We start from the raw sequence: 17,448 nt of genomic DNA, 5'->3' as shown, positions 1-17,448 counted from the left end.
AATGAGTGATAACACTACTAATAGAGCGAGGCAAAATGTTATACTAGAAATAGGCTATTTTCTCGGCAGATTAGGAAGTGAAAGAATGAGGCTTATCACTAAAGAAAATGTAGAAATACCGAGTGACCTCAGCGGTATATTATATCAGAAACATGATAGTGCAGGCGCTTGGAAAATAAAGCTATTGAAAGAAATGATGGCAGTAGGAATTTACGTAAATATGGAAAACGCTTTATCCTCTTTTTAGAAAAAAGCCCCCCACTGAAGTCAGTGGGGGGCTTCTCACAAACTATAAACAGCAATTATTGTCCCAGCACCATGGCAAACACCAGTGGCGCTACGATCGTAGCATCCGACTCGATGATGAACTTGGGCGTATCCTGGCCCAGCTTACCCCAAGTGATTTTCTCGTTGGGCACGGCCCCGGAGTAGGAGCCGTAGGAGGTAGTAGAATCCGAAATCTGGCAGAAGTAGCCCCACAGCGGCACACTGGTGCGGCCCAAATCCTGGTGCAGCATGGGCACCACGCAGATCGGGAAGTCGCCGGCAATGCCGCCGCCAATCTGGAAGAAGCCTACTTTGCTCTCGTCCGTGGCCTGCTTCGTGTACCACTCAGCCAGGTAGATCATGTACTCAATGCCGGTGCGCACGGTATGTACGTTCTTGATATCACCGCTGATAACGTGGCCGGCAAAGATGTTGCCTAGCGTAGAGTCTTCCCAACCGGGGCAGATGATGGGTAGGTTTTTCTCGGCGGCAGCCAGCATCCAAGAGTCTTTAGGATCAATCTGGTAGTATTGCTCCAGCTCACCCGACTTCAGGATCTGGTAGAAGAACTCATGCGGGAAGTACCGCTCACCGGCCGTATCAGCCTGCTCCCAGAACTTCAGCACCGAGTGCTCGAGGCGGCGCATGGCTTCCTCTTCCGGAATGCAGGTATCGGTTACGCGGTTCATGTGGCGCTCCAGCAGGGCCTGCTCGTCGGCCGCCGTAAGGTCGCGGTAGTTAGGCACCCGCTCGTAGAAGTCGTGGGCTACCAGGTTGAAGATATCCTCTTCCAGATTGGCACCCGTGCAGCTGATGATTTGCACCTTATCCTGCCGAATCAACTCGGCCAGCTGGATGCCCATTTCGGCCGTGCTCATAGCGCCCGCCAGCGTAATCATCATTTTGCCACCTTCCGCGAGGTGCTTGTTGTAGCCTTCGGCGGCATCAATCAAGGCAGCGGCGTTGAAGTGACGGTAGTGGTGCTTAAGGAAGTTCGTTACGTTCATGTAGTTTATGTTTTGAATGGTCCCTCCTGTCTAATTAAACCGAAGTGCCGGCTTCTAACGAAGCTCCTACGGGCGTGGTTCAATAGCCGATAGTGAATTTTAGAGAGTACGCAGGCTATATGCGTCCTTTGTTTGAAGTGAGAAATTGAATCTTTCCAAAACAAGTCCGAGTGACAGAACAATTCAGATTATTTACACCATTATCCGAGCTTACGCTAAGCATCGGAAACCAAGGGTAGCTTGAATCCTCGTTTGGCGGGACGGTCAGATCAGGCTGTATTAGAAGTTTGGCTCCTGTTCTGATGCGTTTATCATATAGCCCTTGATAACTATGGTTTCCACGCCATTTCAAAGTGCCAGTGGATTTTGACATAACCCTAATAGAATCTCCAGTGGCCGTGACGCCTATTAGCATAGCAGGATTAGCCCCCCTACCAGTATGGATAAATCCGCCCCCATTAAAGTGGATGACTGTTAACTCGACATCTTGATCAAGTTGAAAATAACTCCAAGTGCGAATACAGCTTTTCACAAACTCAACTCGACCTAGCTCAGCTTGGATCTTCGTATCCGGGACAGCATTTCGCACACAAGCTGTAAAAAGCAGAGCACAACATACAAACCCTCGTCTTCTTTTCATTATGCCTTAGCTGGGCTCCTCAATCATGAGATTATGGTTGGTGTAGATGCAGATATCAGCGGCAATGTGCAGGGCATCTTCCACCATCTGGCGGGCTGTGAGGTGAGGCGCGTGCTTCTTCAAAGCCAGGGCGGCAGCCTGGGCGTACATAGCACCCGAGCCAATGGCAGCTACGTCGGAGTCAGGCTCCAGCACGTCGCCAGTGCCGGCCACGATGAGCAGCTCGTCTTTGTCGGCGACCACCATCATGGCTTCCAGCTTGCGCAAATATTGGTCTTTGCGCCACTCTTTGGCGAGCTCAATAGCGGCGCGGCGCAGCTGCCCATTATAGCTACCTAGCTTCTCCTCAAACTTGTCGAGCAGCATAAAGGCGTCGGCCGTGGAGCCGGCAAACCCGGTTACTATTTTGCCATCCTGCAGCTTACGGATTTTACGCACGTTGCTTTTGGCTACGTGCTTATCCATGGTGGCTTGTCCGTCGGCGCCAACGGCAATCTGCCCGTTGTGGCGTACGCCGAGGACAGTAGTTGATCTTATTTTAGTCATTTAATAAGTAATATTTACCATTTAACAAGCAATTATCAGCTAACAAAAGTTGGGCTGGCATAGGATAAGCCCGATGCCAGCCCATTGTTGAATGGTAAATGTTACTTGTTAAATAAATTAGAAACGGGCCTGCAATTTAGCAAAGTAAAACCGGCCGTTCGAACCCATCTGCACCGGGTCCCAGGCGCCACCGGTTTCGGTGAGCTGCGGGTCGAAGCGGTTGGGGTACACATTGAACAGGTTAGAGCTACCCATTGAGAGTTGCAAATGGTCGGTGAGGGCGTAGCTGAGCGAGAGGTCGGTGGTAGTGCGCGGGTCGTACACTTGGGTATTACCGTCATAGTCAATCAGCTCAACTTCCGCGAAGCGCACAAAACGCAGCAGCGCCCCGAAGCGGCCCAGCTGATAATCGAAGGTGAGGTTGATTTTGGACGGTGGCGCCGACGCCTTCACGAAAGCCTGCTCGCGGGGGCCAAAAAACTCATCTTCACGCCCGGTCAACCGGCCTGAAGTCGTCACCCGATCGATGCGCAAACGATTAAAATTGGCGGCCAGCGTAGAGTTCAGCCGGCCGCTGTTCAGCGTCAGGGTATGGCTGAGCACGACATCCAGTCCCAGGGAGGAGGTAGAAGCGGCATTAGCAAAGAATTGGGCCTGACCTACGTTCAGAGCCTGCAAATCGGCCCCGATAATGGGATCATCAGCGGAAAACTGGCTGGTAAGCACTACCCGGTCGTTTACTTTGATGTAGTAGCCGTCCAGGGTCAGGCTCAGCGACGAGCCCAGCCGGCTGGTCAGGCCCACGTTGGCGCTGGTAGAGGTTTCCTGCTTGAGGCTCGGAATACCCAGCTTCTGGGTGACGGCGCTGTTATTGCGGGCCAGCAGCACTTCCACCGGCTGCCCACCGATAAAGTTGGTAAACGTAGAATTGAAGTTGATTTGGGCCAGCGAAGGTGCCCGGAAACCGGTGCTGAACGTGCCGCGCAAAGTCAGAAATTCCGTCAGGTTGTAGCGGGTGGCGGCTTTGTAGTTGAGGGTGCTGCCGAAGTCGCTGTAGTTCTCGTAGCGCAGGGCGGCGGCCAGCAGCCAGCGTTGCGTCACGTTTAGCTCGGCATCGATATACGCGCCCACGTTGTCGCGCTTGGCTTTGATGGCGTCGCTGGGCTGATAGCCGGGGAAGCCCTGCGAGCCGCCCGCTAGGTCGGAGCCGGGCGCATAGTTACGGTAGGAGGCTTCTTCGCCGGCAAAGAGCGAATACCACTCGCGCCGGTACTCGGCTCCGGCTGCCAGGTTGAAGCCTTGCAGTACCGTTTTGTAGTTGCGCGTGGCGCTCAGCCCCACCACGTTTTGCTGAAGCTGAAAGCCCCCCGCGTCAAAAGTAGTCGGCGAGCTCGCGCCCAGCGTGGCGTTGAGCGTGTTGCGCAGGCCGTACTCAAAGCGGTTGGAGCCGAAATTGTTGCTCAGGTCCAGGTCCCACTCGCCAACCAGCACCCGCGCCCCGACCACGGCCGAGCCGTCTACGATGTCGCTGGTGATAATCGGGTCGAAGCCGTTGGGGTAGATGGCGGGTACGTTGCGGTCATCGTCGGGAAAGCGCGTCCAGGCGTAGGCGTCGCCACCGCGCTTGTTCATTCCTCCAAACGTATAGATGTGAGCTTTGTCGCTGAGTGGAAATTTGGCGTTGAGGTATGCCGCCGCGTTCGACACTTCCGGGTCGCCGTACTGCCGCCGGGCTATGCCATCGGGCGAGGGCACATTGGCGCGCTGAGTGTGCTCGCGCTTGTTGTAGTCGAGCGTGGCATTAATAAAGCCGCCCTTAGTCCCCACCCCGATGCCGTAGTTGACATTGGCGTTGAAGTTGCCACCATCAAAACGGTCGTTGTCAAAGCGGTATTTGGCGTCGTAGGCACCGTAGTTGGCACTTACCGTCAGCTCGTCCACGCTGTTTTTCAGTACAATATTGATCACGCCGGCAATGGCGTCGGAGCCATATTGGGCGGCCGCGCCATCGCGCAGAATCTCGATGCGCTGGATGGAAGCGGCGGGAATGACGTTCAGGTCGGTACCCGTATTGCCCCGGCCGCGCGAGCCGAACAGGTTGACCAAGGCCGACTGATGTTGCCGCTTGCCATTCACCAGCACCAGCGTCTGGTCGGGGCCGAGGCCGCGCAGGGACGCCGGATCAACGTGGTCGGCGCCATCGGAGCCCGTCTGGCGGTTGGAGTTGAACGACGGGGCCACAAACTGCAGCAGCTGATTCACGTCGAGCTGCCCGGTTTTGGCTGTCACCTCCCGGATATCAATTATATCAACCGGCGAGGGTGAATCGGTGACGGACCGGTTCTGGCTGCGCGAGCCGACAACCTGCACCGCATCCAGGCTGGTGGTGGATTCCGCCAATCGTACACTTATCGGACCTGCACCCGCACTCACTTCCTGGGGGGCAAAACCGATGGAGCTGATGACCAGCGTGGGCGACTGAGACCGGGCGCGCAGCGTGAACCGGCCGCTTCCATCGGTACCGGTACCGTTGTTGGTGCCTTTTTCCAGCACCGTAGCTCCTACTACGGGTCGGCCGGCTACATCCAGCACTTGCCCCGTCAGGTCCTGGCCTTGCCCAAAAGCCGCAGCACTCGCCAGGCACATGATTGTAATCGGTACTAGCTGTTTCATTGGTTAAAAAGAAAAGTGAATGGATGCTTTGGCTAGATGGAGCGGGACAAAAACATATTGATTTCACAATAAAGCGAATAAATAAAAAAGCCAGCCCTCACGGGCTGGCTTTTTGAAGCTGGGGGGCAATTTTACCCGTTAAATCAGCATACGCATAGGGTCTTCCAGCAGGCCTTTCAGCGTCTGGAGGAAAGCGGCACCCGAGGCACCATCTACTACCCGGTGGTCGCAGCTCAGGGTCACTTTCATCAGGTTGCCCACGGCCAACTGGCCGTCTTTTACCACGGCAGTCTGCTTAATGCCCCCCACGGCCAGAATACAGGCATCGGGCGGATTGATGATGGCCGTAAATTCATCGATGCCGAACATGCCCAGGTTCGAGATGGTGAAGGTGCTGCCCTCCCACTCGGCGGGCTGCAGCTTCTTGCTCTTGGCTTTGCCGGCGAGCTCTTTTACTTCGGTAGCGATGGTCGAAAGGCCCTTGCCGTCAGCGTTGCGCACGACGGGCACCAGCAGACCTTCGTCCACGGCTACGGCCACGCCGATGTTTATCATCTTGTTCTGGCGGATCTTGTCGCCCAGCCACGAGGAGTTAATAGTCGGGTGCTGCTTCAACGCCACGGCCGCAGCTTTGATTACTAAGTCATTGAACGACAGCTTTATAGGCGACAGAGCATTAAGCTGCGTGCGGACTTCCATGGCGCGGTCCATGGTGATTTCCATCGTCAGATAGAAATGCGGGGCCGAGAACTTGCTTTCCGCGAGGCGGCGCGCAATAACGCGGCGCATTTGCGAAACGGGGGTATCGGTGTAGCTTCCTTCGGGCTGGGCGCTGGTTGGCGCGGCAGCCGGAGCACCTTGTTGCGCGGCGGGCGCTGCTTTGGGCGCTTCGACCGGCGCGATGTATTCGGGAAGCGGCGCGGCGGCTGGTTTAGCTACCGGAGCAGCCGTGGCAGCACCGGGTTGGAAGCTCTCCACGTCGCGCTGCACGATGCGGCCATTGTCGCCGGAACCTTTTACCTGGCTGATGTCAATGCCTTTTTCCTGAGCGATACGCTTAGCCAGCGGCGAAGCCAGCACGCGTCCACCATTCGGCGCAGTTTCGGCTGGCGCTGAAGCAGGGGCAGTAGCTTCCGCAGCGGCGGCCGGAGCAGCTGGGGTTTCAGCAGCAGGGGCAGCAGCTTCTGGAGCGGCGGCAGCGCCACCAGAGTTGCCCCCCAGCAGTGCTTCTATGTCAGCACCTTCTTCCCCAATGATAGCCAGTACGCCATCAACGGCTACTGCTTCACCATCCTTCGGGCCGATATATAACAGGGTGCCATCTTCGTAATTCTCCAGCTCCATGGTCGCCTTATCGGTTTCCACTTCAGCCAGCACATCACCCGATTTCACCTTGTCGCCTACTTTCTTGAGCCAGCCGGCAATGACGCCTTCCGTCATCGTATCGCTCATTTTGGGCATCCGCACGACGGTGGCCTTTTTACCATTGCCAGCAGCCGCTGGCGCGGCTGCTGGCGGCGTGACGGCCGGAGCAGCAGGCGCTGGAGCTGGTGCCGGGGCCGCTTTGGGTGCTTCAGCAACAGGAGCAGCTTCGGTTTTGGGCGCTTCGGTAACAGATGCAGCGGCAGTGCTGCTACCTCCGCTTATGCCGGCCAGAAGGGCTGAAATATCTTCGCCTTCCTTGCCCACAATAGCCAATACTCCATCCACGGGCACGGCGTCTTTTTCTTTGGGACCAATGTAGAGCAGGGTGCCGTCCTCATAGTTTTCCAGCTCCATCGTGGCTTTGTCGGTTTCCACTTCGGCCAGGATATCCCCGGACTTCACTTTATCGCCTACCTTTTTGAGCCAGGCCGCGATAACCCCTTCGGTCATCGTGTCGCTCATTTTGGGCATTTTTATGATTTCGGCCATCTGCTTTTTGGGCTTGGGTTGTAAAGGGTCAAAATTAGCCTGAAAATCTGCGCTGGCAAATGCTAAACGCAGGATGGGCACCGGCTAACGGGCGGAAGCTACTTTGGGAGGCAAGAAGATCGGTTGTCTTAACGCAGCAAACGACATTGAGTATCACGACAAATGCGTCGTATCTAAAAAATTCCGCACCGAGAACATAGAGCCGGTATAATGCACCTTATAAAGGCATAAGTTGCGGTGCTCAAAGGCGTCCATGCAGCTTAAACTATAGTTTAGCAGCTGGCAGAGCAGCACCCGCATGGCCCGGCCGTGCATGCACACCAGTATATTTTCTTCCTCGGGTCGGCTGAGCATCAGCTTAATAAAAACCCGTTGGCGGGCCGCTACTTCATCCGGGCTCTCGCCGCCGCTGAGCCGGGCGTGGGTTTCGCCCTGCTCCCACTGGTGCAGCACGCCCTGATATTCAGCATCCTCCTCGGGTGTGATGCGGGTACCCTCGCGTACGCCCCAGCTAATCTCGTTCAGGCTCGAGTGCGCTTCGTGAGGCAAGCCTAAATCGAGAAAACCCTGCACCGACTGCTGGGTGCGCTGCAACGTGGAGGTGTAGACTTTATCGAAGGTTAGATGTTTATAAGCAGCAAAGAAACGGCTAGCCTGATCGTGGCCGGCCGCGTTCAGCGACGAATCGACACCGCTGCCCTGCACAATGCCTTGCACGTTGAAATCGGTTTGCCCGTGCCGGATGAGGTAGATTTTTTTGACGCTCACTTTCCCCCTAGCTTTGTTGTGACGGAGCCGAAAGTACTGGTTTTTCAGGCTCCTGACCCTGTTTTTTCATTTTCCTCTATGATACCACCCGCTCCTACCCTCGCGCAGCTCAATGCTTGGTGCCGCCACACGATGGGCGAACACCTGGGCATGGAGCTAACCGAAATCGGTGACAAACTGTTGGTGGGCCGGATGCCCGTTGATCATCGTACGCGCCAGCCCATGGGGCTGTTGCACGGTGGCGCTTCCGTGGCCCTGGCCGAAACCCTGGGCAGCATCGGTGCCGCCTTGCAGGTCGATCGGACTAAGAAAGCCTGTGTAGGCCTGGAAATCAACGCGAATCACCTGAAAGGAGTTCGCTCAGGTTATGTGGTTGGCCGGGCGGTGGCCCTGCACATAGGCCGCACCACGCAGGTGTGGGAAATCCGCATTACGCACGAAGAAACCGGCGCGCTGGTCTGCGTCAGCCGCATTACCATGGCCGTCATCGATTTGCCCCCCACGGCGGGCGAGGCCGCATGAGTCAGCCCCACCGGCCTACGCTGGTACCCTACCCCGGCGGCGGGCAGCTGTCGGCCGCCGCGCAGGTGCGCCGCCTGGTGGCATTTGCTTTGCAGACCGGCTTGCCGGTGGCTTTGTGGCGGCTGCCCGGCACGACCCACGCCCAGCTGTGCCTGAGCTTTTCAGCGGAAGAAGCCCTGACGGGCCTGCCCCCCAACCTGGAGCCGGGCGCGCCGGCGGGTTTCGCCTTCTTCCCTTTTCGCGATTCGGACCATAATCCGGCCTTATTCCTGCCCGCCAACGTCTTTTTCGACACGAAGCATGCTGGTCAGTTTTGGGTAAATAAAACCGGCCCCGCTGACTTCCGATTGACCGAGCTGCGGCAGTTTCTGCAAGCTGCTCCTGCTACCGCGTCCTTGCTTTGGCACCAGAGTCTGCAACCGGCTCCCGCTACGGCCTCACCGGCCGAGTACGCGGCCCTGGTGCGGCGGGGCTTAGCGGCCATCGAGCAGGGAGCGGTGCAAAAAGTGGTGTCATCGCGGGCAGTGCGCAGGAATTTGCCCCCCGGCTTTGATGCGCTACTGGCCTTTGAGGAATTGCAGGCGCGGTATCCGCAGGCGTTTGTGTCACTAGTAAGTGCGCCGGGCGCGGGCACTTGGCTGGGCGCTACGCCCGAGGTGTTGGCCGAGGTTACGCCGGAAGGCATATTCCGCACGATGGCGCTGGCCGGTACCCAGCCGCTCACGCCCGGCCTGACACCCCAAAAAGCCATTTGGCGGCAGAAAGAAATTGAGGAACAGGCGCTGGTAGCGCGCTACATCGTGAGCTGCTTCAAGCAGCTGCGCCTGCGCGAGTACGACGAAATTGGCCCCCGCACCGTAGTAGCGGGCGAGCTGCTGCACCTGCGCACCGATTTCGCGGTGCATCTGCGGCAGGTGCCGTTTCCATCGTTGGGTACGGATATGCTGCGACTACTCCACCCAACGTCGGCGGTGGGCGGTATGCCCCGGCAGGCGGCCCTCGACTTTTTGCAACAGTACGAAGGCTACGACCGCGCTTATTACAGCGGGTTTCTGGGCCCGGTTAACCTACCGCAGGCCGGTGTGGCGCGCTTATTTGTTAATCTGCGCTGCATGCAACTGCGCCCCACCGAAGCAATTCTGTACGCGGGCACCGGCCTCACCATCGATTCTGACCCGGAACGCGAGTGGGAGGAAACGGAGTTAAAACTACGAACCGCAGGAGCAGTTTTAGATGGATAAACCTATTTGGTTACTTGGATGAGATGTTGTCGTGTACTACACAAAAGGCGGTCATGCTTAATCTAGCGTCCGCTTGTTGAAGCATCTCTACTGGTTAGTAAACTCAACGAAGCGGGAAAGATGCTTCGCTTTGCTCAGCATGACATTCGCTCGAGAGATTTAGCATTTACGAGTTAACTATTGATTGAAATCATGCAGGCAGTTTATAACATCGCGGAAATCTGCGCCCGTCATGGCATTACGGATGTAGTGCTGTCGCCCGGCTCGCGATGTGCGCCCCTGACGATTGCCTTTGCCCGCCACCCGGAGATTCAAGTGCGTACGGTGCCCGATGAGCGGGCCGCAGCTTTCATTGGACTAGGCATGGCGCAAAGCCAGCGGCGGACGGTGGCGTTGGTGTGTACTTCCGGCACGGCCGGTCTGAACTACGCGCCCGCCGTAGCCGAAGCCTATTTTCAGCAAATCCCGCTCGTCATTTTCACCGCCGACCGTCCCCCGGAGTGGATCGATCAGCTCGACGGCCAGACTATTCGCCAAACCGACCTGTTCGGCCGCCACGCCAAAGGCTCGTTCACTTTCCCCGCCGATACCAGCCACCCCGATGCCAAGTGGCATTCGGAGCGGCTGGTGAATGAGGCTATTAATCTGGCCGAGCAATTTCCGGCCGGGCCGGTACAGGTCAATATTCCGCTGCGCGAGCCTTTTTATCCGAAAGCGGGTGAAGAGCTGCGGTTTGAGGAGGTAAAGATTGTTCATGAGCAAGCGGGTACGCCCACTTTGCCCCCCGGTGAAGCAGCGAGTTTAGCCCACAAGCTACGGAAGACGCGGCGGGTGCTGGTAGTAGCTGGGCAGCATGGCTTTGATAAAGGCTTGCTGCTAAACTTGCATGGCTTCGCGGCGGCGTACCAAGTGCCGGTGGTCGGCGACGTGATTGCCAATCTGCATCAGCCTGTGGGGGGCAATGCTGAAGCTGCTGCCGCCGCGCCGCTGGGGCATCAGGATGTATTCCTGGCCGGAGCCAATGCAGTCCTCAAAGCCGACCTGCGCCCGGAGCTGCTGATTACGTTTGGGCAGTCGCTGATTTCGAAAGCCCTGAAGCTCTACCTACGCGAATTTGCCCCCCGGCAGCATTGGCATGTGCAAGCCGCCGGCCCGGTCGCCGACACATTTAAATCCCTGACGCGCATTATTCGGTTGGAGCCGGCAACGTTCTTTAAGCAGATGCTTTTGCTTGATAAACAGCAGGTTGCTCATTTGATTCCGGCAGAAGGTCCACTAGCTGGTTTGGCGGCAGTATCCGATGCTACCCGAGTTGCTCCTGCTCCTATTCCGTTGGGATGGCCGATACATACCGTTGAATCTACATCTGAAGCAGCTTACGTTTCTCACTGGCATCGTGCCGAGCAGTGGGCAAGCGGGTTACTGGCTGATTTCTTTACCGTGCCTCCCCAGGCTTTCAACGAGTTCACTGCTTTTTATTCTACCTTAAAAACCCTGCCCGACCACACCGCCCTGCACCTGGCCAACAGCATGGCCGTGCGCTACGCCAACATTCTGGGCCTGACCAACCGTACCATCGAAGTATTCGCCAACCGCGGCACCAGCGGCATCGACGGCTGCACCAGCACGGCCGTTGGCGCGGCGCTGGCCCAACCCGACCGGCCCGTGGTCCTGCTCACCGGCGACGTGGCGTTTTTCTACGACCGCAACGCGCTTTGGCACAACTACCCGCTGCCCAATCTGCGCATCGCGCTGTTCAACAACCACGCGGGGGGCATTTTTCGGCTTATCGACGGGCCGCGCCAGCAGCCGGAGCTGGAGGAGTTTTTCGAGACTCACCAACCGCTTACGGCCGAGAATACGGCGCGCGATTTTAACCTGCGCTACTTCCCCGTTTCCACTTTCGCCGAACTTGAATCGGCTTTACCGGTTTTCTTTGCACCCGAAGGCGGCGCGGCCCTACTGGAAATCACCACCGACAGCGCCACCAACGCTGCCTTCTTCGAACATTATCGTACTTCCGTCAAAACCGCTTTTCTTTAGAACACTGCGAACCTCTGCGTAACCCTCTGCGCTCCTCTGCGGGAAATATCATTGTTGGGTTCCCACAGAGGAGCGCAGAGGTTCGCAGAAAAATCATTCTTCCTATGGCTATTACCTGGACTCCGATTAAGGAATTCCGCGAGATTCTCTTCACTTTTTATGAGGGCATCGCCAAAATCAGCATCAACCGCCCGCAGGTGCACAATGCCTTCACGCCGCTCACGGTGCAGGAGATGATTGAAGCCATGGATATCTGCCGGATGCGCACGGATATTGGCGTGGTTATCCTCACCGGCGAGGGCGGCAAAGCCTTCTGCTCGGGTGGTGACCAGAGCGTGCGCGGGCACGGCGGCTACGTGGGCGAAGACACCGTGCCCCGCCTCAACGTGCTCGATCTGCAGAAGCAGATCCGCTCCATTCCCAAGCCCGTCATTGCCATGGTGGCCGGCTGGGCCATTGGCGGCGGCCACGTATTGCACGTCGTCTGCGACCTGAGCATCGCGGCCGATAACGCCCGCTTCGGCCAGACCGGCCCCAAAGTAGGCTCGTTCGACGGCGGCTTTGGCGCGAGCTACCTGGCCCGCGTAGTCGGTCAGAAGAAAGCCCGTGAAATCTGGTTTCTCTGCGACCAGTACGACGCTCAGGAAGCCCTCGATATGGGCCTCGTGAACAAAGTAGTGCCGCTGGAGCAGCTGGAAGAAACGACCGTGGCCTGGTGCCGCAAAATCCTCGAAAAAAGCCCCCTAGCGCTGCGCATGCTCAAATCCAGCTTCAACGCCGAGCTCGACGGGCAGGCAGGTATTCAGGAACTTGCTGGCAACGCGACGTTGCTCTATTACCTGAGCGAAGAAGCTAAAGAAGGCCGCAACGCCTTTATTGAAAAGCGCCAGCCTGATTTCGACAAGTACCCCAAGTTTCCGTAAGGCACGGCCGCAGTTTTGCCTCGCATACAACTGCCTGTTCATAAGTGGGCAGGCAGTTTTTTCGTTACTTACGCCTGGCAATCGTACTGTTCATGCTTCTTTACCTTTTACCAGCTGCGTTATGAAGTCTTTATTCCTGCTCCTTACTTTCGGCTTCTTCGCAGCATCGACTGCCCAAGCTCAGACGACCAAAGCCGCTGCCAGTGTAGCCGCCGCTCCCGACAAAGCCAAGGAGGTGATGGTAGCAGACGCAGCCTGTGGACAGTGCAAGCTGGGACTGCCGGGCAAAAGCTGTGACTTAGCCGTGCGCCTAGGGGGCAAATCGTATTTCTTGACGGGTCGAATATTGACTCCCACGGCGACGCTCACGCCAACGACGGGTTTTGCAACTCTATCCGCAAAGCGGAGGTACAGGGCGAAGTAGTCGATAACCGTTTTAAGGCAACTTATTTTAAGCTTCTACCGGAGCCTGTTAAAGCCAAATAACCCACTTTTTCGGTTGGGTTAATTCTTACCGCTCTACCGAACAGCATACAGGGAAACTTTGACAATTAACAGCAAATCCTGGTTGCGGCTTGTTACGTAGCCGAAGGCATGGCCGACCCCTCCTACGACGAAGCTATTCGCCGCATACGGCGCTTGCACTGGTTGCACTACCCAATTCAGGCGGCTGTAATGGCTACGCTGGTGCTGGTCGGCGGCCGCCGGACCGCCGGATCGGGAGCTGTGAATCCAGCATTGGCTACGTGGCCGGCGCTTCTGTTGCTAGGGAGCTTATTGCTGTTGGTTGGCGTGCTGGTCTACCTGGTTTCTTCCCAGATAAAGCCGAATCTGCGGCGGCCGGAAGCCGAGAATCTACGGTTGTATAAAGGCCGCATTTTTCTGCGCAATAGTCTGTTAGGCTTGGCTGGCTTGCCGCCCCTGGTCACGTATACCGTTACTAAAAGCCCGTTTGATCTGGTATTCTTCGGGTGTTTGTTGCTGACACTCTGCGCGGTGATGGCGCCTTCTCCTAAGACATATCAGCGGTGGTTGATTAGCTGAGCTACTGTTTGGAGCTACTTCCCACAGCTGAAAAAGCAGCCACACATCTTTTCCGTTTTGTTGGCGCGTATACGTCTTGTGTCTCAATAAAAGCCTCTTTTGTCCAGTTAATGCCTACTTCTACTCTCATTCCTGATTTCCTTCTGCTCAACGGTCGCGAATTTCGCTACTCCGACATCAAGCAATACCCTGCTAATACTCCTGTAGATCTGAACGGCTACGAAGCCAAGGTGCTGGATTTCTGTCGGCAGTGGCTAAATGGGACGTTGGAATTTGGCCTGCAAACTTCCGGATCCACGGGTGAGCCTCAGCGGATTCAAATGCGGCGGCAACAGCTCGCGGCCAGCGCCCACCGCACCGCCGACTATTTCGATTTGGGGCCCGGCGACCGGATGCTGGTGTGCCTGAACTGCGAGTACGTGGGCGGGCTGATGATGCTGGTGCGCGGCCTGGAGCTGAACCTGCACCTGACCATCGTGGAGCCCCACGCCGACCCGCTGGCGTTGGTGCCGGCGGAGGCCGCGTTTGACTTCGTTTCTTTCGTGCCTTTGCAGCTGCGCACGGTGCTGGAGAATGGGCACGCGGCCCGGCTGAATGCCATGAAGGCCATTCTGGTAGGTGGCGCGGCCGTGGAAAGCGGGTTGGCGCGAGCCGCGCAGGCCCTCGCGGTGCCCGTGTATCACACCTACGGCATGACCGAAACGGCCTCGCACATTGCCCTGCGCCGCTTAAATGGCTCTGACGCTTCGCCTTATTACAAAGTACTGCCTGGCATTCACGTAGCCGAGGATGAGCACGGCTGCCTCACCGTACGCGCCGACGTGACCGACGACCAGCTCATCACGACCAACGACCAGGTACGCCTGCTACCCGAGGAGCACGCCTTCGAGTGGCTGGGCCGGGCTGATTTCGTGATTAACTCCGGGGGCGTAAAGGTGCAGGCCGAAAAGGTAGAGCAGGTGCTGGAAGTAGCCTTGGCCGAGCTTAATTTGCCCCCCAGACGCGCCTTCGTAGCTGCCCGCCCCGATGAGCGCCTTGGCGAGCAGGTAACTGCCTTTCTGGAAGGCGACGCCTTATCTGGGGGGCAAAGTGAGCAGCTGCTGGCGCTGCTGACGGAGCGCCTGGGCCGCTACGAGCGGCCCCGCGAGCTGGTCTACGTGCCCGAGTTTAAAACGACAGCTTCGGGCAAGCTGGATAGGCGCGGTACGGTGGCCTTGTTCAACTATTAACCTCACCACCTAACGATTGGCCTCACCCCCCCGGCCCCCTCCCCCGTGGAGAGGGGGAGCCTGACGCTCGGCCTACGCCGCTCTATCGGCTTGCGCCTCCAAAACGGCTACCAGCTTCCCATCTGTTTTGTAAAAAGCGGTAGAAGTGCCAGCCTAAGCTAGTGCTTCGCTGAACGAGTCGGCTGGCTCCCCCTCTCCGCGGGGGAGGGGGCCGGGGGGGTGAGGCTCTTACTTTGGCCACTCGGACGAGCGCAGACCATCCTGCGAGAACAGCTTCTGCCGGCCCCGCGCTACTTTATACAAATCGCCTATAAAGAGCTTGACGCGGCCAAAGAAGATAATGCCGCTCAGCTCATCCTCCAGCTTGTCATCAATAAACAGCATCTGGCGGTAGCCCGCGCCCGTGCCCACGCCCAGCCACTGAAAGATGCGGTAATGGCTGGCGACGGAGGGCTCCAGCACGTAAATAAGGTCTTTGGCGGAGCGCCGCACCCCGCCGTCGGGGAGCTGGTAGCGGGAGTAGAACTTGCCGATGCCTACCTGCATGGGCGTGCTCAGCTCCCAGCGCGGGTTGCCAATGAGTACGTACTCGCCGTAGCCCACCACATAGCGGAAGCGCAGCTCGTCGCGGGTATTGGGGGGCAAATCGGGGGGCAGGGGCGCGTCGGTGGGGACGCCGCCGCTGAGCAGGTACAGGCCCAGACCGGCGCGCAGACGGCCGTTCCACTCGATGCCGCCCTTAAAGCCCGTGATGCCCACCACCTTGCCATTAAGCAGAGAAAACCGCGGGTCGAACTGAAACACGGGCCGGCGGTGGCTCTGGCGCACGAAAGTGCTGTCAGGTACTACGATTGAGGCTGTTTTGTGGGCCGCCAGCGTGGCGGTAGCCGGTGCTGGCAGCAACAGTAGCAACAGGATTACCAGCTTATTCACAGGCTAAAAGTACGCGACCAGCAGGCAGCAATACGTGAGCGGAAGATTGGTCAGTGCGCAATTGGGGAGGTCTAAGCGGCAGATCTGATGGAGCCGGGGTATTGTAATTCAACGCAGTTATCCCCCGTGGGTTATTGGCTGACAGAAGGAAGCAAAGTCGGGGCAAGTCAATAGAAAATACCCCAGCCAGGTTTCCTGCTCGCGTTTGCCTCACTATGCGGCGACGTTTCACCACAGAATATTGTCGGTTCACCCGGCGCGGGGTCGGCTTCACTTGGATTGAAATTTCGATAGGCAGGAATGAGGGGTAGTTTAGGTAAAAAAGCTCCCACTATGCTTACGCCCGCCACTCTGTTTTCTGTTGCCAACACCGTAGCCATGCTGGGGTGGGTCCTGCTGCTGATTGCGCCGCGCTGGGTAGTTACGCGCCGCCTGGTGCTCAGCGGGGCGTTGTCGCTGGGCTTGGCTGTGACTTATGCCGTGGTGATCGGGGTGCATTATGCTGGCCCGCGGGGCAGCGTGGGGGGCTTTTCTTCGCTGGCCGAGGTGGCGCTGCTGTTCCAGGACCCGTGGGCCCTGCTGGCAGGCTGGATGCATTATCTCTGCTTCGATTTGGCTGTGGGCGCGTGGTCGGCGCGCGATGCCCACCGCCGCGGAGTCCCGCACCTGCTGCTGATTCCGTGTCTGCTATTCACCTTTTTGATGGGGCCGGTGGGAATGCTGTTGTACGCTTTTGTACGCCGCTTTTATCCCCTGAATTTGCCCCCCAGTCCTGCCACAATTCTGGATTCTGTTCGCTCATCTTAGCCATCATAAGTATGAAAACGCTCCTTTTCGCTTCCGGCAGCTCCACTACATTTGCCCCCCGCCGCCCATTGCTCCTGAGTTCGGCACAGGACCTGCGTGAGCGGCTGGTTATTCTGCACCGCTGCAACCCTGTGCTATCGTGGGCAGGCTGGCTGAGCGTGGGCTTGGCCGTGACTGCCCTGGCGCTAGCACCCTTCGATGAGTGTCTAGTAACGGGCCTCAACGTCTGGTTTAAGCCTCTTAAATTCTCCGTTTCCATCGTCATTTATTTGTGGACTTTGGGCTGGCTGCTGGCCGATTTGCCCGCGCCTGCTCAGCGGTCAGTGGGCATAATCAGCTGGGGCGTGGCCATCAGCATGACGGTCGAAATTGCAGCTATTTTCCTACAGGCCATACGTGGCACCACCTCTCACTTCAACAACAGCTCTGTATTCGACACACTGGTGTTTGCCGCCATGGGCCTTTTTATCGCCATCAATACTCTTCTGCTGGTGTGGGCCTTGTATCTGATGCTACGCCACCGGCCGTTTGGCTCGGCGGGTTACGTGTGGGGCATGCGCTTGGGGCTGCTGCTATTTTTGCTCGGCAGCGCCATTGGCGGTGCCATGATCGGGCAGGGCGGCCACACCGTAGGTGCCCCCGATGGCGGGACCGGCCTGCCCGTGCTGGGCTGGAGCACCCACGCCGGCGATTTGCGCGCCGCCCACTTTCTAGGACTGCACGCCTTACAGGCGTTACCTTTCGTGGGCTGGCTGCTGGGTCGCACGGCACTTATCGGGCGTATTGGTGCCCAAACGGCAAGCATTTTTGCTTGCGCCGTGCTCTACGCCGGGGGCGTGAGCCTGCTGTACTGGCGGGCGCTAAGCGGTCTGCCGCTGCTTTCGCACTGAG

15 protein-coding genes and 1 pseudogene are annotated in these 17,448 nt (G+C 57.7%); 10 read left to right on the top strand and 6 right to left on the bottom strand.

From position 1 onward, the window contains the following. Positions 1–247 (top strand): TIR domain-containing protein (locus B9A24_RS14250; protein ID WP_084446694.1); only part of this gene is annotated, 247 nt, incomplete at its 5' end. Between the two features lie 55 nt (positions 248–302). On the opposite strand, the gene B9A24_RS14245 is transcribed toward B9A24_RS14250, so the two are convergent. The 5 genes from B9A24_RS14245 to B9A24_RS14225 form a co-directional block, all read right to left on the bottom strand. After that, positions 303–1,274 carry a deoxyhypusine synthase family protein gene (locus tag B9A24_RS14245; RefSeq protein ID WP_084446693.1) on the bottom strand — a complete coding sequence of 324 codons (972 nt, stop codon included), beginning with the start codon at positions 1,272–1,274 and terminating at the stop codon, positions 303–305. A 646-nt stretch (positions 1,275–1,920) separates the two neighbouring features. Continuing rightward, complete coding sequence (hslV, locus tag B9A24_RS14240; protein WP_084446692.1) at positions 1,921–2,460, bottom strand: ATP-dependent protease subunit HslV; 540 nt, start codon at positions 2,458–2,460, stop codon at positions 1,921–1,923. 117 nt (positions 2,461–2,577) lie between these two features. After that, a complete protein-coding gene (locus B9A24_RS14235; protein WP_084446691.1) occupies positions 2,578–5,133 on the bottom strand; it encodes a TonB-dependent receptor in 2,556 nt (851 codons plus the stop codon). Between the two features lie 138 nt (positions 5,134–5,271). After that, on the bottom strand, positions 5,272–7,047 hold the full coding sequence (locus B9A24_RS14230) for a pyruvate dehydrogenase complex dihydrolipoamide acetyltransferase (RefSeq protein ID WP_084446699.1): 1,776 nt from the start codon (positions 7,045–7,047) through the stop codon (positions 5,272–5,274). A gap of 153 nt (positions 7,048–7,200) precedes the next feature. Next, entirely contained in the window at positions 7,201–7,815 is a 615-nt protein-coding gene (locus B9A24_RS14225; RefSeq protein ID WP_084446690.1) for a histidine phosphatase family protein, read from the bottom strand. A 78-nt stretch (positions 7,816–7,893) separates the two neighbouring features. Between B9A24_RS14225 and B9A24_RS14220 the strand changes: the two genes are divergently transcribed. From B9A24_RS14220 to B9A24_RS14190, 7 genes and pseudogenes are all read left to right on the top strand, one after another. Next, positions 7,894–8,337 (top strand): hotdog fold thioesterase, encoded by a 444-nt coding sequence (locus tag B9A24_RS14220; RefSeq protein WP_084446689.1) that lies wholly within the window; start codon positions 7,894–7,896, stop codon positions 8,335–8,337. Continuing rightward, complete coding sequence (locus B9A24_RS14215) at positions 8,334–9,578, top strand: chorismate-binding protein (RefSeq protein ID WP_084446688.1); 1,245 nt, start codon at positions 8,334–8,336, stop codon at positions 9,576–9,578. The genes B9A24_RS14220 and B9A24_RS14215 overlap by 4 nt, the downstream gene beginning before the upstream one ends. Before the next feature lie 192 nt (positions 9,579–9,770). Then, complete coding sequence (gene menD / locus B9A24_RS14210) at positions 9,771–11,621, top strand: 2-succinyl-5-enolpyruvyl-6-hydroxy-3-cyclohexene-1-carboxylic-acid synthase (RefSeq protein WP_084446698.1); 1,851 nt, start codon at positions 9,771–9,773, stop codon at positions 11,619–11,621. Positions 11,622–11,725: 104 nt separating this feature from the next. Further along, a complete protein-coding gene (menB, locus tag B9A24_RS14205; protein WP_084446687.1) occupies positions 11,726–12,544 on the top strand; it encodes a 1,4-dihydroxy-2-naphthoyl-CoA synthase in 819 nt (272 codons plus the stop codon). 121 nt (positions 12,545–12,665) lie between these two features. Then, positions 12,666–13,030: pseudogene (locus B9A24_RS22345) on the top strand (DUF6370 family protein). A gap of 108 nt (positions 13,031–13,138) precedes the next feature. Further along, positions 13,139–13,588: a hypothetical protein gene (locus B9A24_RS14195; RefSeq protein ID WP_084446686.1), complete on the top strand. Its 450-nt coding sequence runs from the start codon at positions 13,139–13,141 to the stop codon at positions 13,586–13,588. Between the two features lie 110 nt (positions 13,589–13,698). Next, positions 13,699–14,817 carry an AMP-binding protein gene (locus B9A24_RS14190; RefSeq protein ID WP_084446685.1) on the top strand — a complete coding sequence of 373 codons (1,119 nt, stop codon included), beginning with the start codon at positions 13,699–13,701 and terminating at the stop codon, positions 14,815–14,817. A 228-nt stretch (positions 14,818–15,045) separates the two neighbouring features. Here the strand turns inward: B9A24_RS14190 and B9A24_RS14185 are convergent, their stop codons facing one another. Then, entirely contained in the window at positions 15,046–15,750 is a 705-nt protein-coding gene (locus tag B9A24_RS14185; protein WP_084446684.1) for a hypothetical protein, read from the bottom strand. A 333-nt stretch (positions 15,751–16,083) separates the two neighbouring features. On the opposite strand from B9A24_RS14185, the gene B9A24_RS14180 reads away from it, so the two are divergent. Together B9A24_RS14180 and B9A24_RS14175 are read left to right on the top strand one after the other, a co-directional pair. After that, positions 16,084–16,557, top strand: coding sequence for an ABA4-like family protein (locus B9A24_RS14180; RefSeq protein WP_159452057.1), 474 nt, complete (start codon positions 16,084–16,086; stop codon positions 16,555–16,557). Positions 16,558–16,568: 11 nt separating this feature from the next. Continuing rightward, positions 16,569–17,447: a hypothetical protein gene (locus B9A24_RS14175; RefSeq protein WP_084446682.1), complete on the top strand. Its 879-nt coding sequence runs from the start codon at positions 16,569–16,571 to the stop codon at positions 17,445–17,447. The last annotated feature ends 1 nt before the right edge of the window (position 17,448 follow it).

This window comes from Hymenobacter roseosalivarius DSM 11622, assembly GCF_900176135.1.
Lineage (GTDB): Bacteria > Bacteroidota > Bacteroidia > Cytophagales > Hymenobacteraceae > Hymenobacter > Hymenobacter roseosalivarius.
Note: the sequence above shows the minus strand (reverse complement) of the source record. Positions and strands in the feature narration are given on the sequence as shown.

What these genes read in the sequence shown, in the direction of transcription:
- B9A24_RS14220 (WP_084446689.1), top strand. Translation starts at nt 7,894, where the DNA reads ATGATACCACCCGCTCCTACCCTCGCGCAGCTCAATGCTTGGTGCCGC.
- menD (WP_084446698.1), top strand. Translation starts at nt 9,771, where the DNA reads ATGCAGGCAGTTTATAACATCGCGGAAATCTGCGCCCGTCATGGCATT.
- B9A24_RS14180 (WP_159452057.1), top strand. Translation starts at nt 16,084, where the DNA reads ATGCTTACGCCCGCCACTCTGTTTTCTGTTGCCAACACCGTAGCCATG.
- hslV (WP_084446692.1), bottom strand. Translation starts at nt 2,460, where the DNA reads ATGACTAAAATAAGATCAACTACTGTCCTCGGCGTACGCCACAACGGG.
- menB (WP_084446687.1), top strand. Translation starts at nt 11,726, where the DNA reads ATGGCTATTACCTGGACTCCGATTAAGGAATTCCGCGAGATTCTCTTC.
- B9A24_RS14245 (WP_084446693.1), bottom strand. Translation starts at nt 1,274, where the DNA reads ATGAACGTAACGAACTTCCTTAAGCACCACTACCGTCACTTCAACGCC.
- B9A24_RS14215 (WP_084446688.1), top strand. Translation starts at nt 8,334, where the DNA reads ATGAGTCAGCCCCACCGGCCTACGCTGGTACCCTACCCCGGCGGCGGG.
- B9A24_RS14230 (WP_084446699.1), bottom strand. Translation starts at nt 7,047, where the DNA reads ATGGCCGAAATCATAAAAATGCCCAAAATGAGCGACACGATGACCGAA.
- B9A24_RS14195 (WP_084446686.1), top strand. Translation starts at nt 13,139, where the DNA reads ATGGCCGACCCCTCCTACGACGAAGCTATTCGCCGCATACGGCGCTTG.
- B9A24_RS14235 (WP_084446691.1), bottom strand. Translation starts at nt 5,133, where the DNA reads ATGAAACAGCTAGTACCGATTACAATCATGTGCCTGGCGAGTGCTGCG.
- B9A24_RS14175 (WP_084446682.1), top strand. Translation starts at nt 16,569, where the DNA reads ATGAAAACGCTCCTTTTCGCTTCCGGCAGCTCCACTACATTTGCCCCC.
- B9A24_RS14190 (WP_084446685.1), top strand. Translation starts at nt 13,699, where the DNA reads ATGCCTACTTCTACTCTCATTCCTGATTTCCTTCTGCTCAACGGTCGC.